10 protein-coding genes and 1 pseudogene are annotated in these 17,719 nt (G+C 76.9%); 5 read left to right on the top strand and 6 right to left on the bottom strand.

Annotated features, from left to right (window positions below; genetic code table 11):
* Positions 1 to 71: 71 nt before the first annotated feature.
* From ACWGB8_RS05275 to ACWGB8_RS05260, 4 genes are all read right to left on the bottom strand, one after another.
* Positions 72 to 1,370, bottom strand: a complete 1,299-nt coding sequence (locus tag ACWGB8_RS05275) for a PrsW family intramembrane metalloprotease (RefSeq protein WP_452210442.1) — start codon at positions 1,368 to 1,370, stop codon at positions 72 to 74.
* 105 nt (positions 1,371 to 1,475) lie between these two features.
* Positions 1,476 to 2,228, bottom strand: coding sequence for a tRNA (guanosine(46)-N7)-methyltransferase TrmB (gene trmB / locus ACWGB8_RS05270; RefSeq protein WP_452210440.1), 753 nt, complete (start codon positions 2,226 to 2,228; stop codon positions 1,476 to 1,478).
* A gap of 174 nt (positions 2,229 to 2,402) precedes the next feature.
* Positions 2,403 to 3,638, bottom strand: a complete 1,236-nt coding sequence (gene lhgO / locus ACWGB8_RS05265) for an L-2-hydroxyglutarate oxidase (protein WP_452210439.1) — start codon at positions 3,636 to 3,638, stop codon at positions 2,403 to 2,405.
* Between the two features lie 734 nt (positions 3,639 to 4,372).
* Complete coding sequence (locus ACWGB8_RS05260) at positions 4,373 to 5,794, bottom strand: MFS transporter (RefSeq protein WP_452210437.1); 1,422 nt, start codon at positions 5,792 to 5,794, stop codon at positions 4,373 to 4,375.
* Positions 5,795 to 6,678: 884 nt separating this feature from the next.
* Between ACWGB8_RS05260 and ACWGB8_RS05255 the strand changes: the two genes are divergently transcribed.
* The 3 genes from ACWGB8_RS05255 (at position 6,679) to ACWGB8_RS05245 (ending at position 10,504) form a co-directional block, all read left to right on the top strand.
* Positions 6,679 to 8,901: an asparagine synthase-related protein gene (locus tag ACWGB8_RS05255; RefSeq protein ID WP_452210436.1), complete on the top strand. Its 2,223-nt coding sequence runs from the start codon at positions 6,679 to 6,681 to the stop codon at positions 8,899 to 8,901.
* A gap of 232 nt (positions 8,902 to 9,133) precedes the next feature.
* Positions 9,134 to 9,667 carry a universal stress protein gene (locus ACWGB8_RS05250; RefSeq protein ID WP_452210434.1) on the top strand — a complete coding sequence of 178 codons (534 nt, stop codon included), beginning with the start codon at positions 9,134 to 9,136 and terminating at the stop codon, positions 9,665 to 9,667.
* Positions 9,668 to 9,799: 132 nt separating this feature from the next.
* The gene (locus tag ACWGB8_RS05245) at positions 9,800 to 10,504 is read left to right on the top strand and encodes a DsbA family oxidoreductase (RefSeq protein WP_452210432.1); all 705 of its coding nucleotides are present in this window, start codon (positions 9,800 to 9,802) and stop codon (positions 10,502 to 10,504) included.
* A gap of 140 nt (positions 10,505 to 10,644) precedes the next feature.
* Here the strand turns inward: ACWGB8_RS05245 and ACWGB8_RS05240 are convergent, their stop codons facing one another.
* A complete protein-coding gene (locus ACWGB8_RS05240) occupies positions 10,645 to 12,807 on the bottom strand; it encodes a sigma-70 family RNA polymerase sigma factor (protein WP_452210430.1) in 2,163 nt (720 codons plus the stop codon).
* A 331-nt stretch (positions 12,808 to 13,138) separates the two neighbouring features.
* Positions 13,139 to 14,008 (bottom strand): TetR/AcrR family transcriptional regulator, encoded by an 870-nt coding sequence (locus ACWGB8_RS05235; RefSeq protein WP_452210571.1) that lies wholly within the window; start codon positions 14,006 to 14,008, stop codon positions 13,139 to 13,141.
* A 474-nt stretch (positions 14,009 to 14,482) separates the two neighbouring features.
* On the opposite strand from ACWGB8_RS05235, the gene ACWGB8_RS05230 reads away from it, so the two are divergent.
* Positions 14,483 to 15,808, top strand: coding sequence for an NAD(P)/FAD-dependent oxidoreductase (locus tag ACWGB8_RS05230; protein WP_452210569.1), 1,326 nt, complete (start codon positions 14,483 to 14,485; stop codon positions 15,806 to 15,808).
* Positions 15,809 to 15,974: 166 nt separating this feature from the next.
* A pseudogene (locus ACWGB8_RS05225) lies at positions 15,975 to 17,279 on the top strand (SpoIIE family protein phosphatase); the annotation flags it as partial.
* Positions 17,280 to 17,719 lie beyond the last annotated feature (440 nt).

Here is a 17,719-nt window from a genome sequence, read left to right as displayed (position 1 = left end):
GTGGTGGGCCGGTCCGGAGGGTGCAGCGGGTGACCTCACGGTAGCGACGGCGGGGGCCCGGCGGAGCGCTTTCACCGGATCGCGCCGGTACCTCCACCACGGGGACCGTCGCCCGCTGCCCGGCGGCGGGCGGCCTGGCGGGCGGTGCGGGTGCGGGCCCAGGCGGCGAAGCCGACCAGGGCGGCGAAGCAGGGCACCATCAGGACGGCGTAGACCAGCAGGAAGCCGTCGGTGCCGAGGTCGGCGGCGGCGTTCCAGGTGCCGTGCAGGGCCATCGCCGCCAGCAGGCCGGCCGGGGCGGCCAGCCGGGCCAGCCAGCGGCGGCCGGTGGTCAGTGCGACGGCCACGCCCAGCCCGGTCAGTGCGGTGAACAGCGGGTGGGCGAACGGCGAGAGCAGCCCGCGCAGCACGAAGGTCTGCACGGTGGAGTCGAAGTCGCGCAGGCTGGGCGCCTCGCCGAGGCCGATGCTGTCCAGCCGCTGCTGCTGGTCGTCGGTGAAGGCCCGGCCCAGGTAGAGGGCGTTCTCGGTGAACGCGAACCCGCAGGCGGTGATCCCGGCGAGCACCACCCCGGCGGCCAGCGTCCGCGGGCGGGAGCGGGCGCGCGGATGGGCGGACGAGAACGGGTGGGGGCGCAGGTACGGCAGTGGGCGCAGGTACGGGCGCAGCCGCAGGCGGGTACGGGCGTGCAGGGAGGTCGCGCGGTGCGCGTACGCGCGGGGGTCGGTGCGCGGGCGCAGCAGCGGGTGGCAGGGGCGTTCGCTGCCCGGGCCGCGGCAGCGCAGCCGCCGGCCGAGCGGGAGCAGCAGCATCAGCAGCGCGGCGCCCTTGGCGCTCTCCTCGATCAGCGGGGTGACCACGTCGGTGCCCAGGGCCTCGCCGAACGGGCCCGGGTGGGCGGTGAGCCAGTCGCTGGTCCAGCCGTTGGCGAGGATCGCGACGGTGGTGGCGGCGAAGGCGCCCCAGCCGAGGCAGAACGCGATGTGCCGCAGCGGGATGCGGGCGGTCTGGTTGAGCCAGGCCAGGCCGCCGAGCACGAACGGCAGCGGGACCAGCGCCAGTCCGAGCCCGACCAGCAGGCCGGTGGTGCCGGTCTGCCGGCGGACCAGGTGGAGGATCAGCACCCCGCAGCAGACCAGGGCCAGGCCGGCGCCCGCGGTGACGGAGGGCAGGGCCGACGTACGGGGCGGTGCGCCCGGCTGCGGGGCGGGCGGGGGGACGGCCGCCGGGGCGGGCCGGGACACGAACCGGTGCGCCCGGCGCGTCCGGGGCCCCGGGAGGAGGCGGGTGCCGACGGCGCGCGTGGGCACCTCCTGGTCGGCGGCGGTCCGGACGCCGGCCCGGTGCCCGCCACCGGACGGGCTGCTCACCCGGCACAGGGTAGACCTCGCACCGGGCGGGCCGGGAGGTGTCGGCGCGATCGGCCGTCCCGGCCTGCCTGGGCGAACCGGCCCGCCCGGGGCCGGTTCGAACGCTCAGCGGCGGCGGAACAGCAGGTCGTGCACCACGTGGCCCTTGGCGATGCCGGCCCGCTCGAACTTGGTGACGGGCCGCCAGTCAGGGCGCGGCGCGTACCCGGGGACGGAGCCGTCCGGGTGGTCCGCGGGCTCCAGCCAGCCGGTGCCGTCGCCCTCCGGGTGGAGGTTCTCCAGCTCGGGCGAGGCCGACAGCACCGCGAGCATCTGCTCGGCGTACGGCTCCCAGTCGGTGGCGCAGTGCACCAGCGCGCCCGGGGCCAGCCGGGGCAGCACCAGGTCGAGGAAGGTCTCCTGGACCAGTCGGCGCTTGTGGTGCTTCGGCTTGGGCCACGGGTCGGCGAAGTAGACCCGCAGACCGGCCAGCGAGGCGTCGGGCAGCATGTCGCGCAGCAGGATCACGGCGTCACCGGCGGCCAGCCGGACGTTCTCGCTGCCGTCCCGCTCCAGCAGGCCGAGGAGGTTGCCGTGGCCGGGGGTGTGGACGTCGGCGGCGAGGATGCCCGTGGCCGGGTCGGCGGCGGCCATCGCGGCGGTCGTCTCGCCCATGCCGAAGCCGATCTCCAGGGTGACCGGGAGGCCGGAGAACAGCGCGCCCAGGTCGAGCGGGCTGCCGTCGATGGGGAGGCCGTAGCGCTCCCAGCCCCGGTCCAGGGCGCCCGCCTGGGCGTTGGTCATCCGGCCCCGGCGCGGCTGGAAGCTGCGGATGCGCCGCTCGCTGTGCTGGGCCTCGGTGGCCTTGTGCGGGTACATCGGCGCGGGGTACCCGGCCGGTGCGGCTGAGAGCCGGGCGGAGGGCGATGGCTGGGGGAGGGGGGCAGTGGCAGTCACAGTCAACCGAGTCTACGGGGGCGCCGGAGGTGGCCCGCCGGGGAGCCCGGCGCCCTTCGCCGGCCGCCCTCGGCCCCCCGCCCGCGGCCCCCGCCGTCAGCCGCCCGCGGCCAGGGCCGCGAGCGCCCGGCGGGCCACCTCGCGCCCGATCGGCAGCGAGGCGGTGGCCGCCGGGGAGGGCGCGTTCAGCACGTGCACCAGGCGCCGGGTCGAGCGCGGGTCGTCCGGGTCGAAGCCGGCGAAGGCGAAGTCGTCCAGCAGCGAGCCGTCCCGGGCGACCGCCTGGGCCCGGACGCCGGCCGCGGCCGGCACCAGGTCGGCGGCGCCCACGGCCGGCAGCAGCCGCTGCACGGCGGTCGTGAACGCCCGCTTGGAGAGCGAGCGGTGCAGCTCCCCGACCTCGTACCGCCAGTGCCGCCGGGCGATCTGCCAGGTCCCGGGGAAGGCGAGCGTCCCGGCCACGTCGCGGGGGCGCACGGTGCGCCAGTCGTAGCCCTCGCGGGCCAGCGCGGGCACCGCGTTCGGGCCGATGTGCACGTCGCCGTGGATGCCGCGGGTGAGGTGCACGCCCAGGAACGGGAACGCCGGGTCGGGCACCGGGTAGACCAGGCCGCGCACCAGGTCCCGGCGCTCCTTCACCAGCTCGTAGTACTCCCCGCGGAACGGCACGATCCGCACCCCGGGGTCGTCTCCGGCCAGCCGGGCGATCCGGTCGCTGTGCAGGCCCGCGCAGTTGACCAGCACCCCGGCCCGCAGTTCGCCGGCCGAGGTCTGCACGGTCACGCCGTCCGGACGGCGGGCGACCGCCCGCAGCTCCGCCCCGGTCCGCAGCTCGGCCCCGGCCGCGCGGGCCAGCCGGGCGTACGTCCGGGCGACGGCCGGGAAGTCGCAGATGCCGGTGGTGCCGACGTGCAGCCCGGCGATCCCGGCGACCTCCGGCTCGTACCCGGCGATGCCGGCGGCGTCCAGCTCGGTGACCGGGATGCCGTTCTCCCGGCCGCGTTCCGCCAGGGCCCGCAGCCGGGGAAGTTCGGCCCTGTCGGTGGCCACGATCAGCTTGCCGGTCACCTCGTACGGGAGGCCGTGCTCGCGGCAGAACTCCACCATCTCGGCCGCACCCGCGACCGCGTACCGGGCCTTCAGCGAACCCGGCCGGTAGTAGACGCCGCTGTGGATCACCCCGCTGTTGCGGCCGGTCTGGTGCGCGGCGAAGTCCTGCTCCTTCTCCAGCAGGGCCAGCCGCAGCCCGGGCCGCTCGCGGGTCAGCGCGTAGGCCGTCGACAGGCCGACGATCCCGCCGCCCACCACCAGCACGTCGAAGTCGTACGCCACGGCTGCTCCCCACTCGTCCGCCCGCCCCCGCCCGCCGATGCTGCCACGGCACGCGGACCCGGTCGAGGGGGCGAACCGCGCCGGGGCGTCCGTCGGACACCCCTCAGCGCGGGCCGCGGGCCTTCGCCGGCTGCTGCCACGGCCAGGTGGTGCTGCGGCGGCCCGTGGTGGTGACGGGCGAGGTCGGAGCGGCCTGGGCCCGGCGGCTGTTGAAACGGGACACGGTGGGATCCCCCTGCTGGACGGTGGTGCGGAGGCAGGAGGCACGGCGGGGGCCGACAGCAGGGCGCACGGCGGGGGCCGACAGCAGGGCGACGGTTCCCTGTGCGGGACCGGAACCGGACCCGCGCGGGGAACCTCCGGCCTGCGCACCGGGCAGCCCGGTGCGTGCCTCCCGAGATCGGTTCGGCGGCGGCGGGTCGGGCCGCTTCAACGCGCCCCCGGGGGCGCTCCACGAAGTAGCCGCTGCCGTCGCACCGGGAGGTGCGATGCACGCTTGGTGTCCAGAGATCGAGGACGGCTGGGGTGACGTAGCTGCTCTACCGACTGAGCTACACCGGCCCGAAGCCGGTGACGGGACTCGAACCCGCGACCTGCCCATTAGAAGTGGAAGTAACCCCTGCCTGCGCACCTGGACGGGAACGACCATAGCCGGGGCGCTCCCGCCGGTGCATGCGAATTACCGCCGGCCCCCGCTCCGTTGGCGGGCCCGCTCCGGCCGCCGGCCCCGCGGCTCAGGCCGGGGCGACGATCACCGAGCGGGCGCGTTCGGTGAGTTCCCGGACCCGGCGCTCGCCCTGGAAGGGCTCCAGCCGGCGCAGCATCTCCACCACGTACTCCCGGCTGCGCTGCGAGGAGATCCGCCCGGCCAGGTCGACGGCGCGCTCGCCCGCGGCGACGGCGGCGTCCAGGTTGCCCGCCTCGGCCTCGGCCATCGCGGAGACCACCAGGCGCAGCCCGTGCGAGCGGACGAAGCCCTCGGTGGGGCGGGCGAGCGCCTCGCGGGTGAACTGGCGGACCTTGGAGGGGACCCCGAGGTCGCGGAAGCATTCGGCGGCGTCGGCGGCGAGCCGGTCGTAGGCGTAGAAGTCGATCCACGCCGGATCGGGATCCCCGGCGCGGGCCCGTTCGAGTGCGCTCTCGGCCGCGCCGAGCGCCGTCGCGCACGCCGCCGCATTGCGGGCCTTGGCCTGGGCCCGGGCCTCCACCAGGTGGAAGAAGCTCATGGTGCGGGCGGTGGCCAGGCTCCGGTTGCGCTCCAGCGCGGCCTGGGCGAGGTCGACGGCCTCCTCGGCGAAGCCGCGGTACCCGGCCTGCAGGCTCATCGAGGCCAGCACGTAGCCGCCGAGCGGGACGTCGGCCGCCGCCCGGGCCAGCCGCAGCGCCTGGATGTAGTACCGCTGGGCGGCCTCGTGCTGCCCGGTGTCGAAGGCCATCCACCCGGCCAGCCTGGTCAGTTCGGCGGTCGCCCCGAAGAGCGCCCGGCCGACCGAGTCGCTGTACGAGGCCAGCAGCAGCGGCGCCGCCTCCACCCGCAGGCACTCCGGCACCATCGACGAACGCCAGTCCCCGCCGCCGTACTTGGAGTCCCAGCGGCGGGCCTCCTGGGCGGCCTCGCGGAGCTTGGCGGCGTCCGAGTGGCCGACCCGGTAGGAGCTGGCCTCGGCGCGCGGGGCCTCGCGGGCGACCGAGCCGTCCGCCGGGGTGATCAGCCAGCGCGAGACCGGGGTGGCGTACGCCGCGACCGAGAAGGTGCCGGCCAGGCTGTCGCTCCAGCGCCCGCCGCCGGAACCGCGCCGCAGGTCGAGGTCGACCCGCCAGAGGTCGGTGGCCGAGCGGACGGCCTCGGAGACCTCGCGCGGGAAGGCCAGGCCGAGTTCGGGAGCGGGGTCGGTGTCGCCGAGGCCGATCTCCTCCAGCGGCACCGGGCGGCCGAGCTTGCCGCCGATCGCGGTGGCGATCAGGTGCGGGACCGGGCCCTGCGGCACCATGCCCTTGCTGACCCAGCGGGCCACCGAGGTCTTGTCGTACCGGAGCGTCAACCCGCGCTGCGAACCGAGGTCGTTGACCCTGCGGGCCAGGCCGGCGTTGCTGATCTGGGCGAGGGTCAGGAGCGTGCCGAGCCGTTCGTTCGGTCCTCGTGGGCTGACGGTCATGGTGGCGGCGGCACCTCCTGCGGCCTTGTGCGCGGGGCCCGGGCGGCACCGGGCCGTAGCTGCTGTACCTAGAGTAGTCGGACGCGTTCCGAGGGTTAAGGGGCCGCATTCCGGATGGCGGGATCGCGTACCCGCGCATCGCCGAACTCCCCGGCCCCGGAGGCCTCGTGAGGACCTTCCCGGGGTCTGCGGATCGGCGGCGGGCCGCACGCCGGAGGGCCGTGCTCCGGTCCCGTGTCGATGTGCGCCCGGCCGTGCTCCCTGGCTCGACCGGCTGGTCGACGATTCGCTGGTGGTCGTGGGTCGGCCCGCCGTCGAGGACCCGGCGGGCCCGGGGATGCCGCTGCCTCAATCCCCGCGGGCGGTGGCGGAGTCCGGGAGGGCATGCGGATGCCCTCCCGGGCGTGGCGATGCCTTTCGGCCATCTTGCGATGGCCATGCCAAGGCTGCCGCGCGAGCGGTCCGGGCCGTGGAGGGGAGGGCCCGGACCGCGCGATTCCGCCCGTCCCGCCCTGCTGTTGCGGGTGTGACGGCCGTTCGGGGCGTGGTTCCCCGCGCCCGCCGGGGGTGGCGGAGCCGCCTGCCCGAGCAGGGCCCTGGTCGTATTCCGGACGTGCTCCGGTCAGGACGCCGACCGGCCCGGAACCGGCCGTCACCACGCGTCCGGCCGTCACCACGCGTCCGGCCGGCGTTCCGGAAGTCGCCCCGCCCGTCGACCCGCCGCCGCGCCCCCGCCGTGCCGGTGAACCGGTCGGAATGGTCAACTCCGGTCACCGGAGCCCCGACCGGTGGCACGATGTCCCTGACGGCGTGCCGACCGGCGGCCGGCCCCGCGCCGCGGTGCCGCCGGGACGGCCCTCGGGTTCCCGTCCGGTGGAGGCGCGATGCGGTGGCTTGCGGGCTGGAGCTTGGGCGCGTCACGAGCGGGCGCGCCGGTGCACGAGCCCCCCGGCGCGGTGGCACCGATCGCCGCGCGCCCCCTGTGGACCGGGCCCAACCCGCTCTGGGCCGTCGGCGACTGGCGGCCCGAGGAGATCCGCCTGGTCACCCTCCGCCCCGGCCGCCCCGCCACCGTCACCACCGGACCCGCCGAAGTCACCACCGGTCCGGCCGCAGTCACCACCACCGCCGTCCCCGGCTCCCGGCGCCCCGACGGCCCGGACGCACCCGACCCCGCCGAGGACACCCCCGCCACCACCCGGCTCGCCGTCCTCGGCCACTGCGCCGCCACCGACGCGGAACTCGCCGCCGGCCTGGCCGCCGCCCGCGGCGGAGCCGTCCGCCACCTGACCCACTGGCCCGGCAGCTACACCGTCGTCCTGCGCACCGGCACCCGCAGCACCGTGCTGCTCACCGACCTGGCCGGCACCCGGCCCGTCTTCCACACCCCCTGGCGCGGCGGCACCGCCTACGCCACCGCCGCCCTCCCGCTCGCCGACCTCGTCGGCGCGCCCCTCGACACCGGCCACCTCGCGGCCCGGCTCGCCTGCCCCGAATCACCCGAGGCCCTCGGCAGCAGCACCCCCTACGCCGGCATCAACCGGGTGCCGCCCGGCCACAGCCTGGGCATCCGCGACGGCCGCCCCTACCTGGCCCCGTACGAGGAGCCCGGCTCCGGCCCGCGGACCCGCAGCGAGGCGGCCGCCGTCCGCGAACTCACCCGCGCCCTGCTCGAAGCCGTCCGCTCCCGGGTCCGCACCGGCGCACCCGCGGCCGCCGGCGGCCGGCCCCGGCTCGGCGTCGACCTCTCGTACGGCACCGGCTCCGCGACCGTCGCCCTGCTGGCCGCCGCCGTGCCGGTCGGCCCGCCCGCCGGCCCCGCCGGCCGAACCCCCGCCCCCGCCCTGACCGCCGCGCGCAGCGGCGCCGTCAAGGGCTCCTGGGCCCGCCGCACCGACCCGGACCAGCCGGAGCCCGAACGGCTCGCCGCCGTCACCCTCGGCGAGCACGACACCCCCGCGGCCCTCCTCCTCGACAGCCCCCGGCTCGGGCACACCCTGCTGCCGGCCGGCCCCGACACCCTCCCGTACGCCGCCCTGCGCACCGATCCGCCGCCCGGCCGGCTCACCGACGAACCCGGCCCCGAACCGGTCACCGCCGCCGGCGCCGAGGCCCGCTTCGCCGCCGGCGGCGCCGACCACCTCACCGGCCACGGCGCGCGGTACGTCCTCGACGGCCACCCCGCCCGGCTCGCCGACCTGGTCCGGGCCGGCCGCGCGCGCGAACTGCTGCCCCCGGTCGCCGCCCTGGCCGGCGCCGACCGTGCCGCCACCGGTCTCGCGGGCGCGGTGCGCACCCCGCTGACCGTGCTGCGCGCCGCCCACCGGCTGGCCCGGATCCGGTACGCCGAGGCGCTCGACGACACCGCGGTCGGGCTGACCCTGCGCCGCTCCCCGGTCGACAGGACCGGCGGGGTCGGCGCGGTCACCGCGGGTGCCCGGTCCGTCGGCGACCTGGCCTGGTGCGTCCCCGGTCCGGCCGCCCGCTGGCTCTCCGACGAGGCGCTCTCCGCGGTCGCGCTGCGGCTGCGCCTGGCGGCGCGCGAACCGGCGCCCGCCGAGCACCCCGGCGCACACCGGGCCCGGCACGCCCTCCACCGCCATGCCGCCGCGTTCCGCACGCTGGCGCACGCCGCCGAACAGCCCGGGCAGCGGCTGCACGCGCCGTTCCTGGACAACCAGGTGGTCCGCGCCGCACGCCTGCTGCCCGACGAGGTCCGCCTCCAGCCCGGCGCCCGGCCCGCCCTGCTGCGGGCCGTCCTCGCCGGGGCCGGCCGCACCGACCTGCCCCCCGACTGGGGCCGCACCCCGCGCCCCGACCGCACCGGTCCCACCCGCACCGGCCTGCGGCTGGCCGCCGACGGGCTCGCCGAACTGTTCGACGCCCCGCTGCTCGCCGAGGCCGGGCTGATCGACCTGCCCGCCGTCCGGGCCGCGCTCGCCCGGGCCGCCGAACCCGGCACACCGCTGCCGCCCGCCGCCCTGGAAGGGCTCGCCGACCTGGTCGGCACCGAACTCTGGCTGCGCCGGATCCGCGCCCGCCGCCACGGCGCCTGCTGGACCGGCCTGCCCACCCCCGACCGCCCCGCCCTGCCGCCGCTCACCTGAGCCGTGGCCGAGCCCGACGCCGGAGCCGTAGCCGGGGCCGGGCCCATGCCAGAGCCAGTGGACGACGGCCCGTGCGCCGTCCGTGCCCCTGCCGCCGAAGGCCCTCCGCGGACCCGGCCGGGACCGGCTCGGCGCGGCTCGGCGGGCCGGGGCGGGGCGGGCGGCACCATGGCGGTCGTCCCGTGTCCACCGTCTGCCGCCCGCCGTCCGACGTCCCCCGCGAGGAGAGCCCGTGGTGTCCGCGCCGAGCTTCGACCCGTCCCCCGCCGCCGACCCGGCCGCCCTGCCGGTGTCCGGGGAGCCGCCGACCGGCCGGCCGCCGGGGGTGCTGGCGGCGTGCGACGGTTCGGACGGCTCGCTCTGGGCGCTGGACCGGGCGATGACCGAGGCGGAGCTGTTCGGCCTGCCGCTGTACGTGCTGGCGGTGGTGAACCCGGCACCGTCCGGCTACCCGCCGGGCATGGCCGAGCTGGTGCAGGAGAGCGTGGAGACCCTGGTCGAGTCGATGGCGGACGGCCTGCGGCGCGCGGTGGCCGCCGTGCAGCAGGCCCGCGCCCGGCCGTACGGGGGCGGGCTGACCCTGCACGTGGTGCTGGGCAACGTGATCGAGGTGCTGCTCGCCGCCGCCGCCCGCCAGCACACCCTGGTGGTCGGCACCCGGGGGAACGGCGGCTTCAATCGGCTGCTGCTGGGCTCGGTCAGCACGGCGGCGGTCCACCACGCGGCCTGCCCGGTACTGGTGGTGCCGGCGCCACCGCGGAACTGAGGGAAGGCGCGGTACTGGGGCGGGCGCGGTCGGCGGCGTACGGATGCGGGCCGGGGCGGAATGTCCGGAGATGGTTCATCGTTCACCCATCCCGAAGACCGTCCTCCCCACCCCCTCTGGAGAACCCCCGTCATGAAGGTCGAGATCTACTCGGACGTCGCCTGCCCCTGGTGCTGGATCGGCAAGCGCCGCTTCGAGCGGGCCCTGGAGGGCTTCGCCGGGAAGGACGGCGTCGAGGTGGTCTTCCGGCCGTACCAGCTGGTGCCGGACGCGCCGGAGACGGCGAGCCCGCACCGCGCCTGGCTGGCCGAGCGCTACGGCCCGCAGTCCGTGGCGATGGATGCCCGGGTGGCCGAGCTCGGGCGCGCCGAGGGCCTGGCGTACGACTTCGACGCCGCGCTGCACGTCAACACCTTCCTCGGCCACCGGCTGCTGCACCTCGCGGAGACCGAGTACGGCCCGGCCGTGCAGGGCGTGCTGAAGGAGGCACTGCTGAAGGCGCACTTCGGCGACGGTGTGGACGTCGGGGACCGCGCGCAGCTCACCGAGGTGGCCGTGTCCGCCGGGCTGGACCGCGACCGGGTCGCCGGCTACCTGGCGGGCGAGGAGGGCGCGGACGCGGTGCGCGCGCAGCTGGCGGAGGCCCGCGAGCTGGGCATCACGGCGGTGCCCACCTTCGTGTTCGAGGGCAAGTGGGCCGTGCAGGGCGGGCAGGACACCGAGACCTTCCGCCGGGTGCTGGACCAGGTCGCGGCGGAGATCGGCGAGCGCCGGCCGGCCCCGGTGCCGGTGGCGCCGGCGGGGGAGTCCTGCGCGGACGGCTCCTGCGCCGTCTGACCCGGACCCGCGACCCCGGACCCGCGACCCCGGACCCGCCGACCCCTCCGACTCCTCGACCCCGGCCCGGCCGAGTCCGCCGCGCCGGGGTCCGTCGTGCCCGGGCCCACGGCATGCGCACCCGCACCCGCTTCCGCCGCTCAGGTGCAGCGGAAGCGGGCCTCGGCCCAGTCGGCCAGGTTGATCGAGGACCAGGGGCCGTGCGCCGGCGTCACCACCAGGCGGACCGACCGCTGCCCCGCCAGCGGGACGTGCACCGGTACCGCCGGATCGCCCGGGCCCAGCGCGGCCGAGCGCCACAGCGTGCGGCCGTCGCCGCCCTGCACCGAGAAGACCACCCCGCCCGGCGCCCCGGTGAAGTCGTCGACCCCGGCCACCGCGTCGAACGAGCTGCAGCTGCGGCCGAGTTCGACCTCGGTCGCGGCGGGCGCCCGGACGCTGAGCGCATGGCGGTGCGGCAGACCGCCGATCCGGACCCGGTCGCGCTGCCAGAACCAGTCGCTCTCCTTCAGCCGGATCGCCGGCCCGGTCGGCGGCACCCGGCGGCCCGGCCGCAGCACCGGCATCTCGTCGGCCCAGAAGTCGGTGGGCGCCGGCGGGACGGGCGGGGTGACGGTCGGCGTCGGCGGCGGGACGGGGACGGGCGGCGCCGGCACCTCGGGGGTGGGCGTCGGCGTCGGGCTGGGCGACGCGGCCCGGACGGGCGGGGGCGACGGGCTCGGCGAGGCCGTCGGGGTGGGCGTCGGGGTCGGTGCGGGCGTGGCCCTGGGCACCGGGGCGGGCGCGGGGGCGCGGGTGAGGGAGGGGCTCGGCTCGGGCTCGGGCTCGGGTTCCGGTGCGGGCGACGGCGGCGGCGGGCTCGGCCGCGGGGCGGGCGCGGCGGGCGGCGGCGGAGCGGCGGTGGCGGAGGCACTGGGCGCGGCGACCGCCGGACGCGGGTCCGGCGCGCCGCTGAGCGCGTACGCGGCGACGGCCGCGGTGGCCACCGCGACGGCGGCGGCGATGCCGGCCTTGGCGGCAGTGCCCAGGCCCTCGCCGGCCACGGCGAGCCCGGCCGTGCTGCCGCCGGAGCCGCCCGCACCACCGGCCGCCATCCCGCCGGCCGCGGCGCCCGCGGTGCTCCCGGCGGTGCCGCCCGCGGTCGTCCCGGCGGTCGCGGCGACGGTGCCCGCGGCGGCTCCGCCGACCACGGCAGCCCCGCCGACGGCGGCCGCGGCGGCGCCGAAGCCGCCCGCCCCGACCCAGAGCAGCACCCCGCCGGGCAGCAGGGCGCGCAGTCCGGTGTTGATCTCGGCCAGTTCCAGGCAGGCGGCCGTGCAGCGGTCGCACTCCTTGAGGTGCTGCCCGACCTCGGCCGAGGCCCGCTTGCGCAGCGAACCGCGCGCGTAGGCGCCGAGCCGGTTGGCGTAGGCGGCGCAGTCGCTCTGCTGGCTGCCCGACACGTGGGCCTGCAGGAATCCGGCGGCGAGCCGGTCGCGGGCGCGGTGCGCCTGGACGGCGGTGGCGTTGGCGGTCTTGCCGAGCATCACCGCGACGGTCTTCGGCGACTCCCGCTCGACCTCGGTGTGCCAGAGCACCACCCGGTCGTCCTCGGGGAGTTCGGCGTAGGCCTGCATGACCATCCGCTGGTCGGCCAGCGCCATCGCCCAGGCGTCCGCGCCCGGGTCGGCCAGGTCGTACTCGACGGTGGCGGCCGAGGTGTGCGCGAAGGTGCTGAAGTCGTCGACCAGTTGCTCGCGCCGCTCGCTGCGCGCCCAGGCGGCGGCGACGTTGCGCACGGCCGTCAGCAGGTAGGCACGGACGGCGAACTCGGGCCCCTTGCCCGCCCGCAGGGCCTGCAGGGTGCGGGCGAAGACCTCGCCGGCCAGGTCCTCGGCGGTGAAGCTGTCGCGGCAGCAGGTCCGGGCGTAGCGGCGTACCGAGTCGGCGTGCCGGCGGTAGATCTCCTCGTACGCGGAGTCGTCGCCGGCCCGGACCAGCGCGGTCAACTCGGCGTCGGAGGGCGGGCGCTCGCCGTCGACCGGATCGGCCGGGGCGGGGACGGTCGGGCGGGCCGGTGCCGCGGTGCCGACGAACGCCTCCGGGGTGACGCCGCCCCGGCCGGCGGCGGCCTGGCCGGGCACCCGGGGGGCCTGCGGCTCGCCGGTGCCGGTGAACGACTCGCGGCCCGGTCGGCCCGCCTGGTCGGGGACCTGTCCGGGCAGGCCGGGGCCCGGCCCCGGCCCGGTGCCGTCCGGGCCACCCGGGCCCGAGCGGCCGAAGTCGAGGCCGTGGCCGTGGTCGTTCGGTTCCTCGGCGCTCACAGCGGACCCCAGCATTCCTCACGGTCCCCGTCAGGTGGCAGGGCACGCAGGGGTGCCTGGGCGTACGAAGCGCCAGTGCACGGCGCCGACGGCGCGCGAACGGCGCGCATCGGGACATTGGCTCCAACCACGGCCAAAGGATGGCATAGCGCAGAGTGACGCGGTAGCCGGACCGGCCGCGACCCACTCTTCCGAGGGGACGTCGCGGATCTGTTCGGTCCCGGTGACGTTGCCGGTACGGCGACGGCCGTACCGGCGGTGAAGGCCCGCGCCGCGGCGGCGGGCAGGTCCAACTCCCCTGCGAGCGGCGGACCGAGACCGCCGCGCCGGGTCAGCGCGAGCGCAGCCCGTCCAGCAGGAGTTGCAGCAGGCGGTCGGCCGGACCGTCCTGCGGGTGACCGTCCGCCGGTCGACCGGCGGCGGGTTGACCACCCGTCGCCCCGGCGGGCACCGAGCGCGCGGCGTGCACCGGCACCGAGGCGGTCAGCACCAGCACCACGTCGGCCACCGTCACCCCCGGGCGCAGCTCGCCCGCCGCACCCGCCCGCGCCACCAGGGCGGCGAGCAGCTGCAGCAGCAGCCGCGGATCGGCATCGGCGGGGTGCCCGGCCGGGTCCGCGCCGACCGGCTCGGCACCCGGCGCGTCGGCGAGCCCGCCGCCGAGTCCGCCGCGCAGCACGGCCGAGCGCTGCTCCGGCACCCGGCCCAGCTCCTCCGCGTACCGGAACGCCTCCGGCGGCAGCAGCCGCCCGGCACCGCTGCCGACCGCCCGCGCCAGGTACCCGGCCAGCGCCTCCCAGGCACCGTCGCCGCCGTACAGCGACTCCCGGGCCTGCGCGGTCAGCCAGGCGACCTCCTCGGCCGCGATCCGCTGGACCAGCACCTCCTTGCTGGGGAAGCGCCGGTACACGGTGCCGACCCCGACCCCGGCCCGGCGCGCGACCTCCTCCATCGGCGCGCCGTAGCCGAACTCGCCGAACACCTCGCGGGCGGCGCGCAGCACGCTCTCCAGGTTCCGCCGGGCGTCGACCCGCAGCCTCGACCCCGCCGGGGCCGCCTGCGGCAGTTCGCCGCGGTACGGGTGGCCGGCGTACGCGATGCCGTGCGGCGGCACCAGGTCCGCCGGCCCGCGTTGCTCGGGCACCACTCCCGGTCCGGCGTGCGGTACGGCCGTCCGTCCCAACACTCGCTCCTGCTCCATCATCCCAACTCTCCCCCGCAGGCGTCCGATGCCGGACCCTGTCGTCGCCCGCCCCTGCACCCCCCGGTGCAGCTCCGTCTGTTGTCAGAAATGACCGATGACCCATCGCTCGTGCAGCTCTTGCCCGGACGTGCGGTGCGTCGGCACCCGTCGGGGGGCCGCGTCCGGGGACTACCCTTCCCCGGATCGCGGTCCCGCAGTCCGGTTCGCACGCCAATGCTGGAACTGGCCGTAGTGGCCGATCCACGGTGCGTTGCCGCCGGTTGCCATGGCGACACCTGCCCCGGCACACAATCCGACCATAGTTCACGGCAGTTCGCGGCCAAAAGTGCGTCAGAAACTCACCCCGGACGACCATTCGGCACCACTGGTCCCCTCCAGTCCCATCCGCCACCGTACGGACTGTGGACAAGAGGGCCTCCGCCGGTCCTTCATGGAGGGCGTGAAGCGGGTCACACCGACAGGGGGTGCGCCATCAGGATCCTGATCGTCGGCGGCGGCTGTGCCGGCACGGCCGCCGCGCTGCGCCTCCAGCACGGCCTGCGCGAGCGTATCCGGCAGGGCGACACGGAGATCACCGTCGTGGAGCCGCACTCCTCGACGACCTACCAGCCGCTGCTGGCCGAGGTCGCGGCCGGCTCGATCGACCCCCGGCACGTGGTGGTCCCGCTGCGCCGGCTGCTGCCCGACTGCCGGGTGGTGACCGCCCGCGCGACCCGGATCGACCACGCCGGCCGCCGTGTGCTGGCCGACACCGCCGGCCGCGGCGAACTCCCCGCGCTGATCGAACTGCGCTACGACGTCCTGGTGGTGACCCCGGGCTCGGTCTCCCGCACCGACCCGCTGCCCGGTCTCGCCGAGCACGGCCGCGGCTTCTCCACCGTGGGCGACGCCGTCCGGCTGCGCAATCACGTTCTGGAACAGCTCGACCTGGCCGCCACCACCCGCGACCCCGAGCTCCGGCAGTCCGCGCTGACCTTCGTCTTCGTCGGCGCGGGCTTCGCCGGGGTCGGTGCCCTCGCCGAACTGGAGGACATGGCCCGGTACGCCGTCCGCAGCCACCACAACGTCGCCGCCGACGACCTGCGCTGGGTGCTGGTCGAGGCCACCGACCGGGTGCTGGCCGAGGAGCCCCCCGAGCTCGCCGCGCACACCCTCGCCCAACTGCGCGAGCGCAGCGTCGACGTACGACTGGGCACCACCCTGGAATCGGCGACAGGCGGCCTGATGGTCCTCTCCGACGGCAGCCGCTTCGCCGCCCGCACGCTGGTCTGGACGGCCGGGGTGCGCCCCTCGCCCCTGCTGCGCGACAGCGACCTGCCGCTGGACACCGCCGGCCGGGTGCGCTGCCTGCCCAGTCTGCAGGTGCTCGGACCGGACGGACGGGCCCTGCCCGGGGCCTGGGCGGCCGGGGACGGCGCCGCCGTGCCCGACCCGCACGCGGACGGCGCCCCCTGCGCGCCCAACGCCCAGCACGCCATCGCCCAGGCCCGGCAGCTCGCCGACAACCTGCTCGCCGTCCTGGCCGACGGCCCCGCCGCCGACTACCGCCCCGGCCCGCCGGCCTGCTCGACCTCGCTCGGCCTGCGCCGGGCCGTCGCGCACACCGCGCGCGGGGGCCGGCTCACCGGCCGCCGCGCCTGGTGGGTGCACCGGGCCCGGCACCTGCGCCGGCTGCCGACCACCGAACGCCGGGTGCGGGTGCTGACGGACTGGCTGCTCGGCGGGCTGTTCTCCCGGGAGGTGGTGTCGCTCGGCGCGGCGGAGCAGCCGCCGGCGGAGGCCGAGCGGGCCCGGTGACCGGATCCGAGGGGTTGTGACTGACACGACGGCCCGGTCCTGGGCGTGCGACTTCCGAAATCGGGCTCCGGCCTGACAGGATCTGCCCAACCGAACCGTCACCCCGTGTGCAAGGACGCACACAAAAAGTGATTGTATGCCCGGATCCCGAGGAAGCGGCCGTCGTTTGAACCTCATGCGTTGGAGCGCCCGGCTCACCGGAGCCCCCTGGCGCGCCGCCCCGCAGACCGGGGCCGACACCGACCCGGGCCCCGCCACCCCCGCCTGCCCCGGACCGTCCGGCAACTCCGTCGTGCCCAACCCCCGGGACCCGACCGCCCTGCTCGGACTCGCCCCCGCCGCCGGCCCGGCCGTCCCCCACCGCCCCGGCGAACTGCGCGAGGTCCTCAACCGCATCCCCGCCCCCGTCGCCGTCACCTACGGCCCCCAGCACCAGCTCGGCTACGCCAACCGGGCGTACCGCGAACTCTTCGGCGACCGCCCCACCGGACTGCCCGCCTGCGACGCCCTGCCCGAACTCGACACCATGGGCGTCCTCCCCCTCATGGACCAGGTCTTCCGCGGCGGACGCCCGCGCAGCGTGAAGGCGCGCTGCATCCTCGGCCACCCCGGCAACCGCTACTACAACGTCTCCTGCGTCCCCCTCGGCAGCGAGGACCCCGCCGAACCCGGCACCGACGGCCCGCCCGCCGGCGTCCTCATCTTCGCCGCCGAGGTCACCGACCAGGTCCAGGCCGCCACCCGGCTGCGCGAGGCCGAACGCCGGCAGCGCGAGGCTGCCGTCACCCTCCAGCGCAGCCTGCTCCCGCAGAAGCTCGAACAGCCCGCCGACCTCCGGGTCGCCGCCACCTACCAGCCCGGCGGAGCCGAAGCGGCCGTCGGCGGCGACTGGTACGACGTCATCGGCATCGACGGCCGCCGGACCGCCCTCGTCATCGGCGACGTCATGGGCCGCGGTCTGCGCGCCGCCGCCGTGATGGGCCAGCTGCGCACCGCCGTCCGCGCCTACGCCCGGCTCGACCTCGCCCCGCACGAGGTGATGCGCCTGCTCGACGGCCTCGCCATGGAGATCGACGCCAACCAGATCGCCACCTGCACCTACGCCGTCTGGGACACCGCCCGCTCCACCCTCACCTACGCCTCGGCCGGCCACCTCCCCATGCTGCTGCGCTGCCCCGACGGGACCGTCCTGCGCAGTGAGGAGCAGAACGGCCCGCCGCTCGGCACCGGCGGCGGGGTGCACCTCTCCCACACCCTGCGCCTGCTCCCCGGCACCACCGGCGTCCTCTACACCGACGGCCTGGTGGAGCGCCGCGACGAGGACATCGACCAGGGCCTCGACCTGCTCGCCCGCACCCTGGCCGGCGCGGCCGGCGCCCCCGAGGTGGTCTGCTCCCGACTCCTGCGGACGATGGGCGTGACCTCCGACCACGACGACGACGTGGCCGTCCTGGCCTTCCAGCTGCCTGCCGACGAGCCTTCGCCGGCGGCCCCGGCCGCGCTTGACTCGGTCTCCCAAGAGGTCTAGTGTTCTTCGAGCTGCCTGGCAGGGAGCACCGGACACGCATCGGCGCGGACGGTCCCGAGGCAGCCAATCCCTTGAAACACCACTTCCCGGTACGGGCTGGGTCGCGTTTTGCCGCGTCCCGGTGCGAATTCGGCGTGCGCGTTTATATGGGTTGCGGCCGGATTCGCTTTTCGGAGCGGGGATCGGCTAGAGTTTGAAACGTCGGACGGGCCGTCAGGCCACGAAAGGCGAAAGCAAGTCAGGGAAGCGAAGCCGGCAAGTACGGCGGAAAACATCTGATAAGCTGGAAACACGAAAGAACGAAGCGCCCGGAGGGCCCGCTGGAAGGCGGTCCGAAGGAAGTGTCCGTTCCTTGAGAACTCAACAGCGTGCCAAAAGTCAAC

The sequence above is a fragment of the Kitasatospora sp. NPDC054939 genome (assembly GCF_053610105.1).
This window is presented reverse-complemented; position numbering and strand designations above follow the sequence as displayed.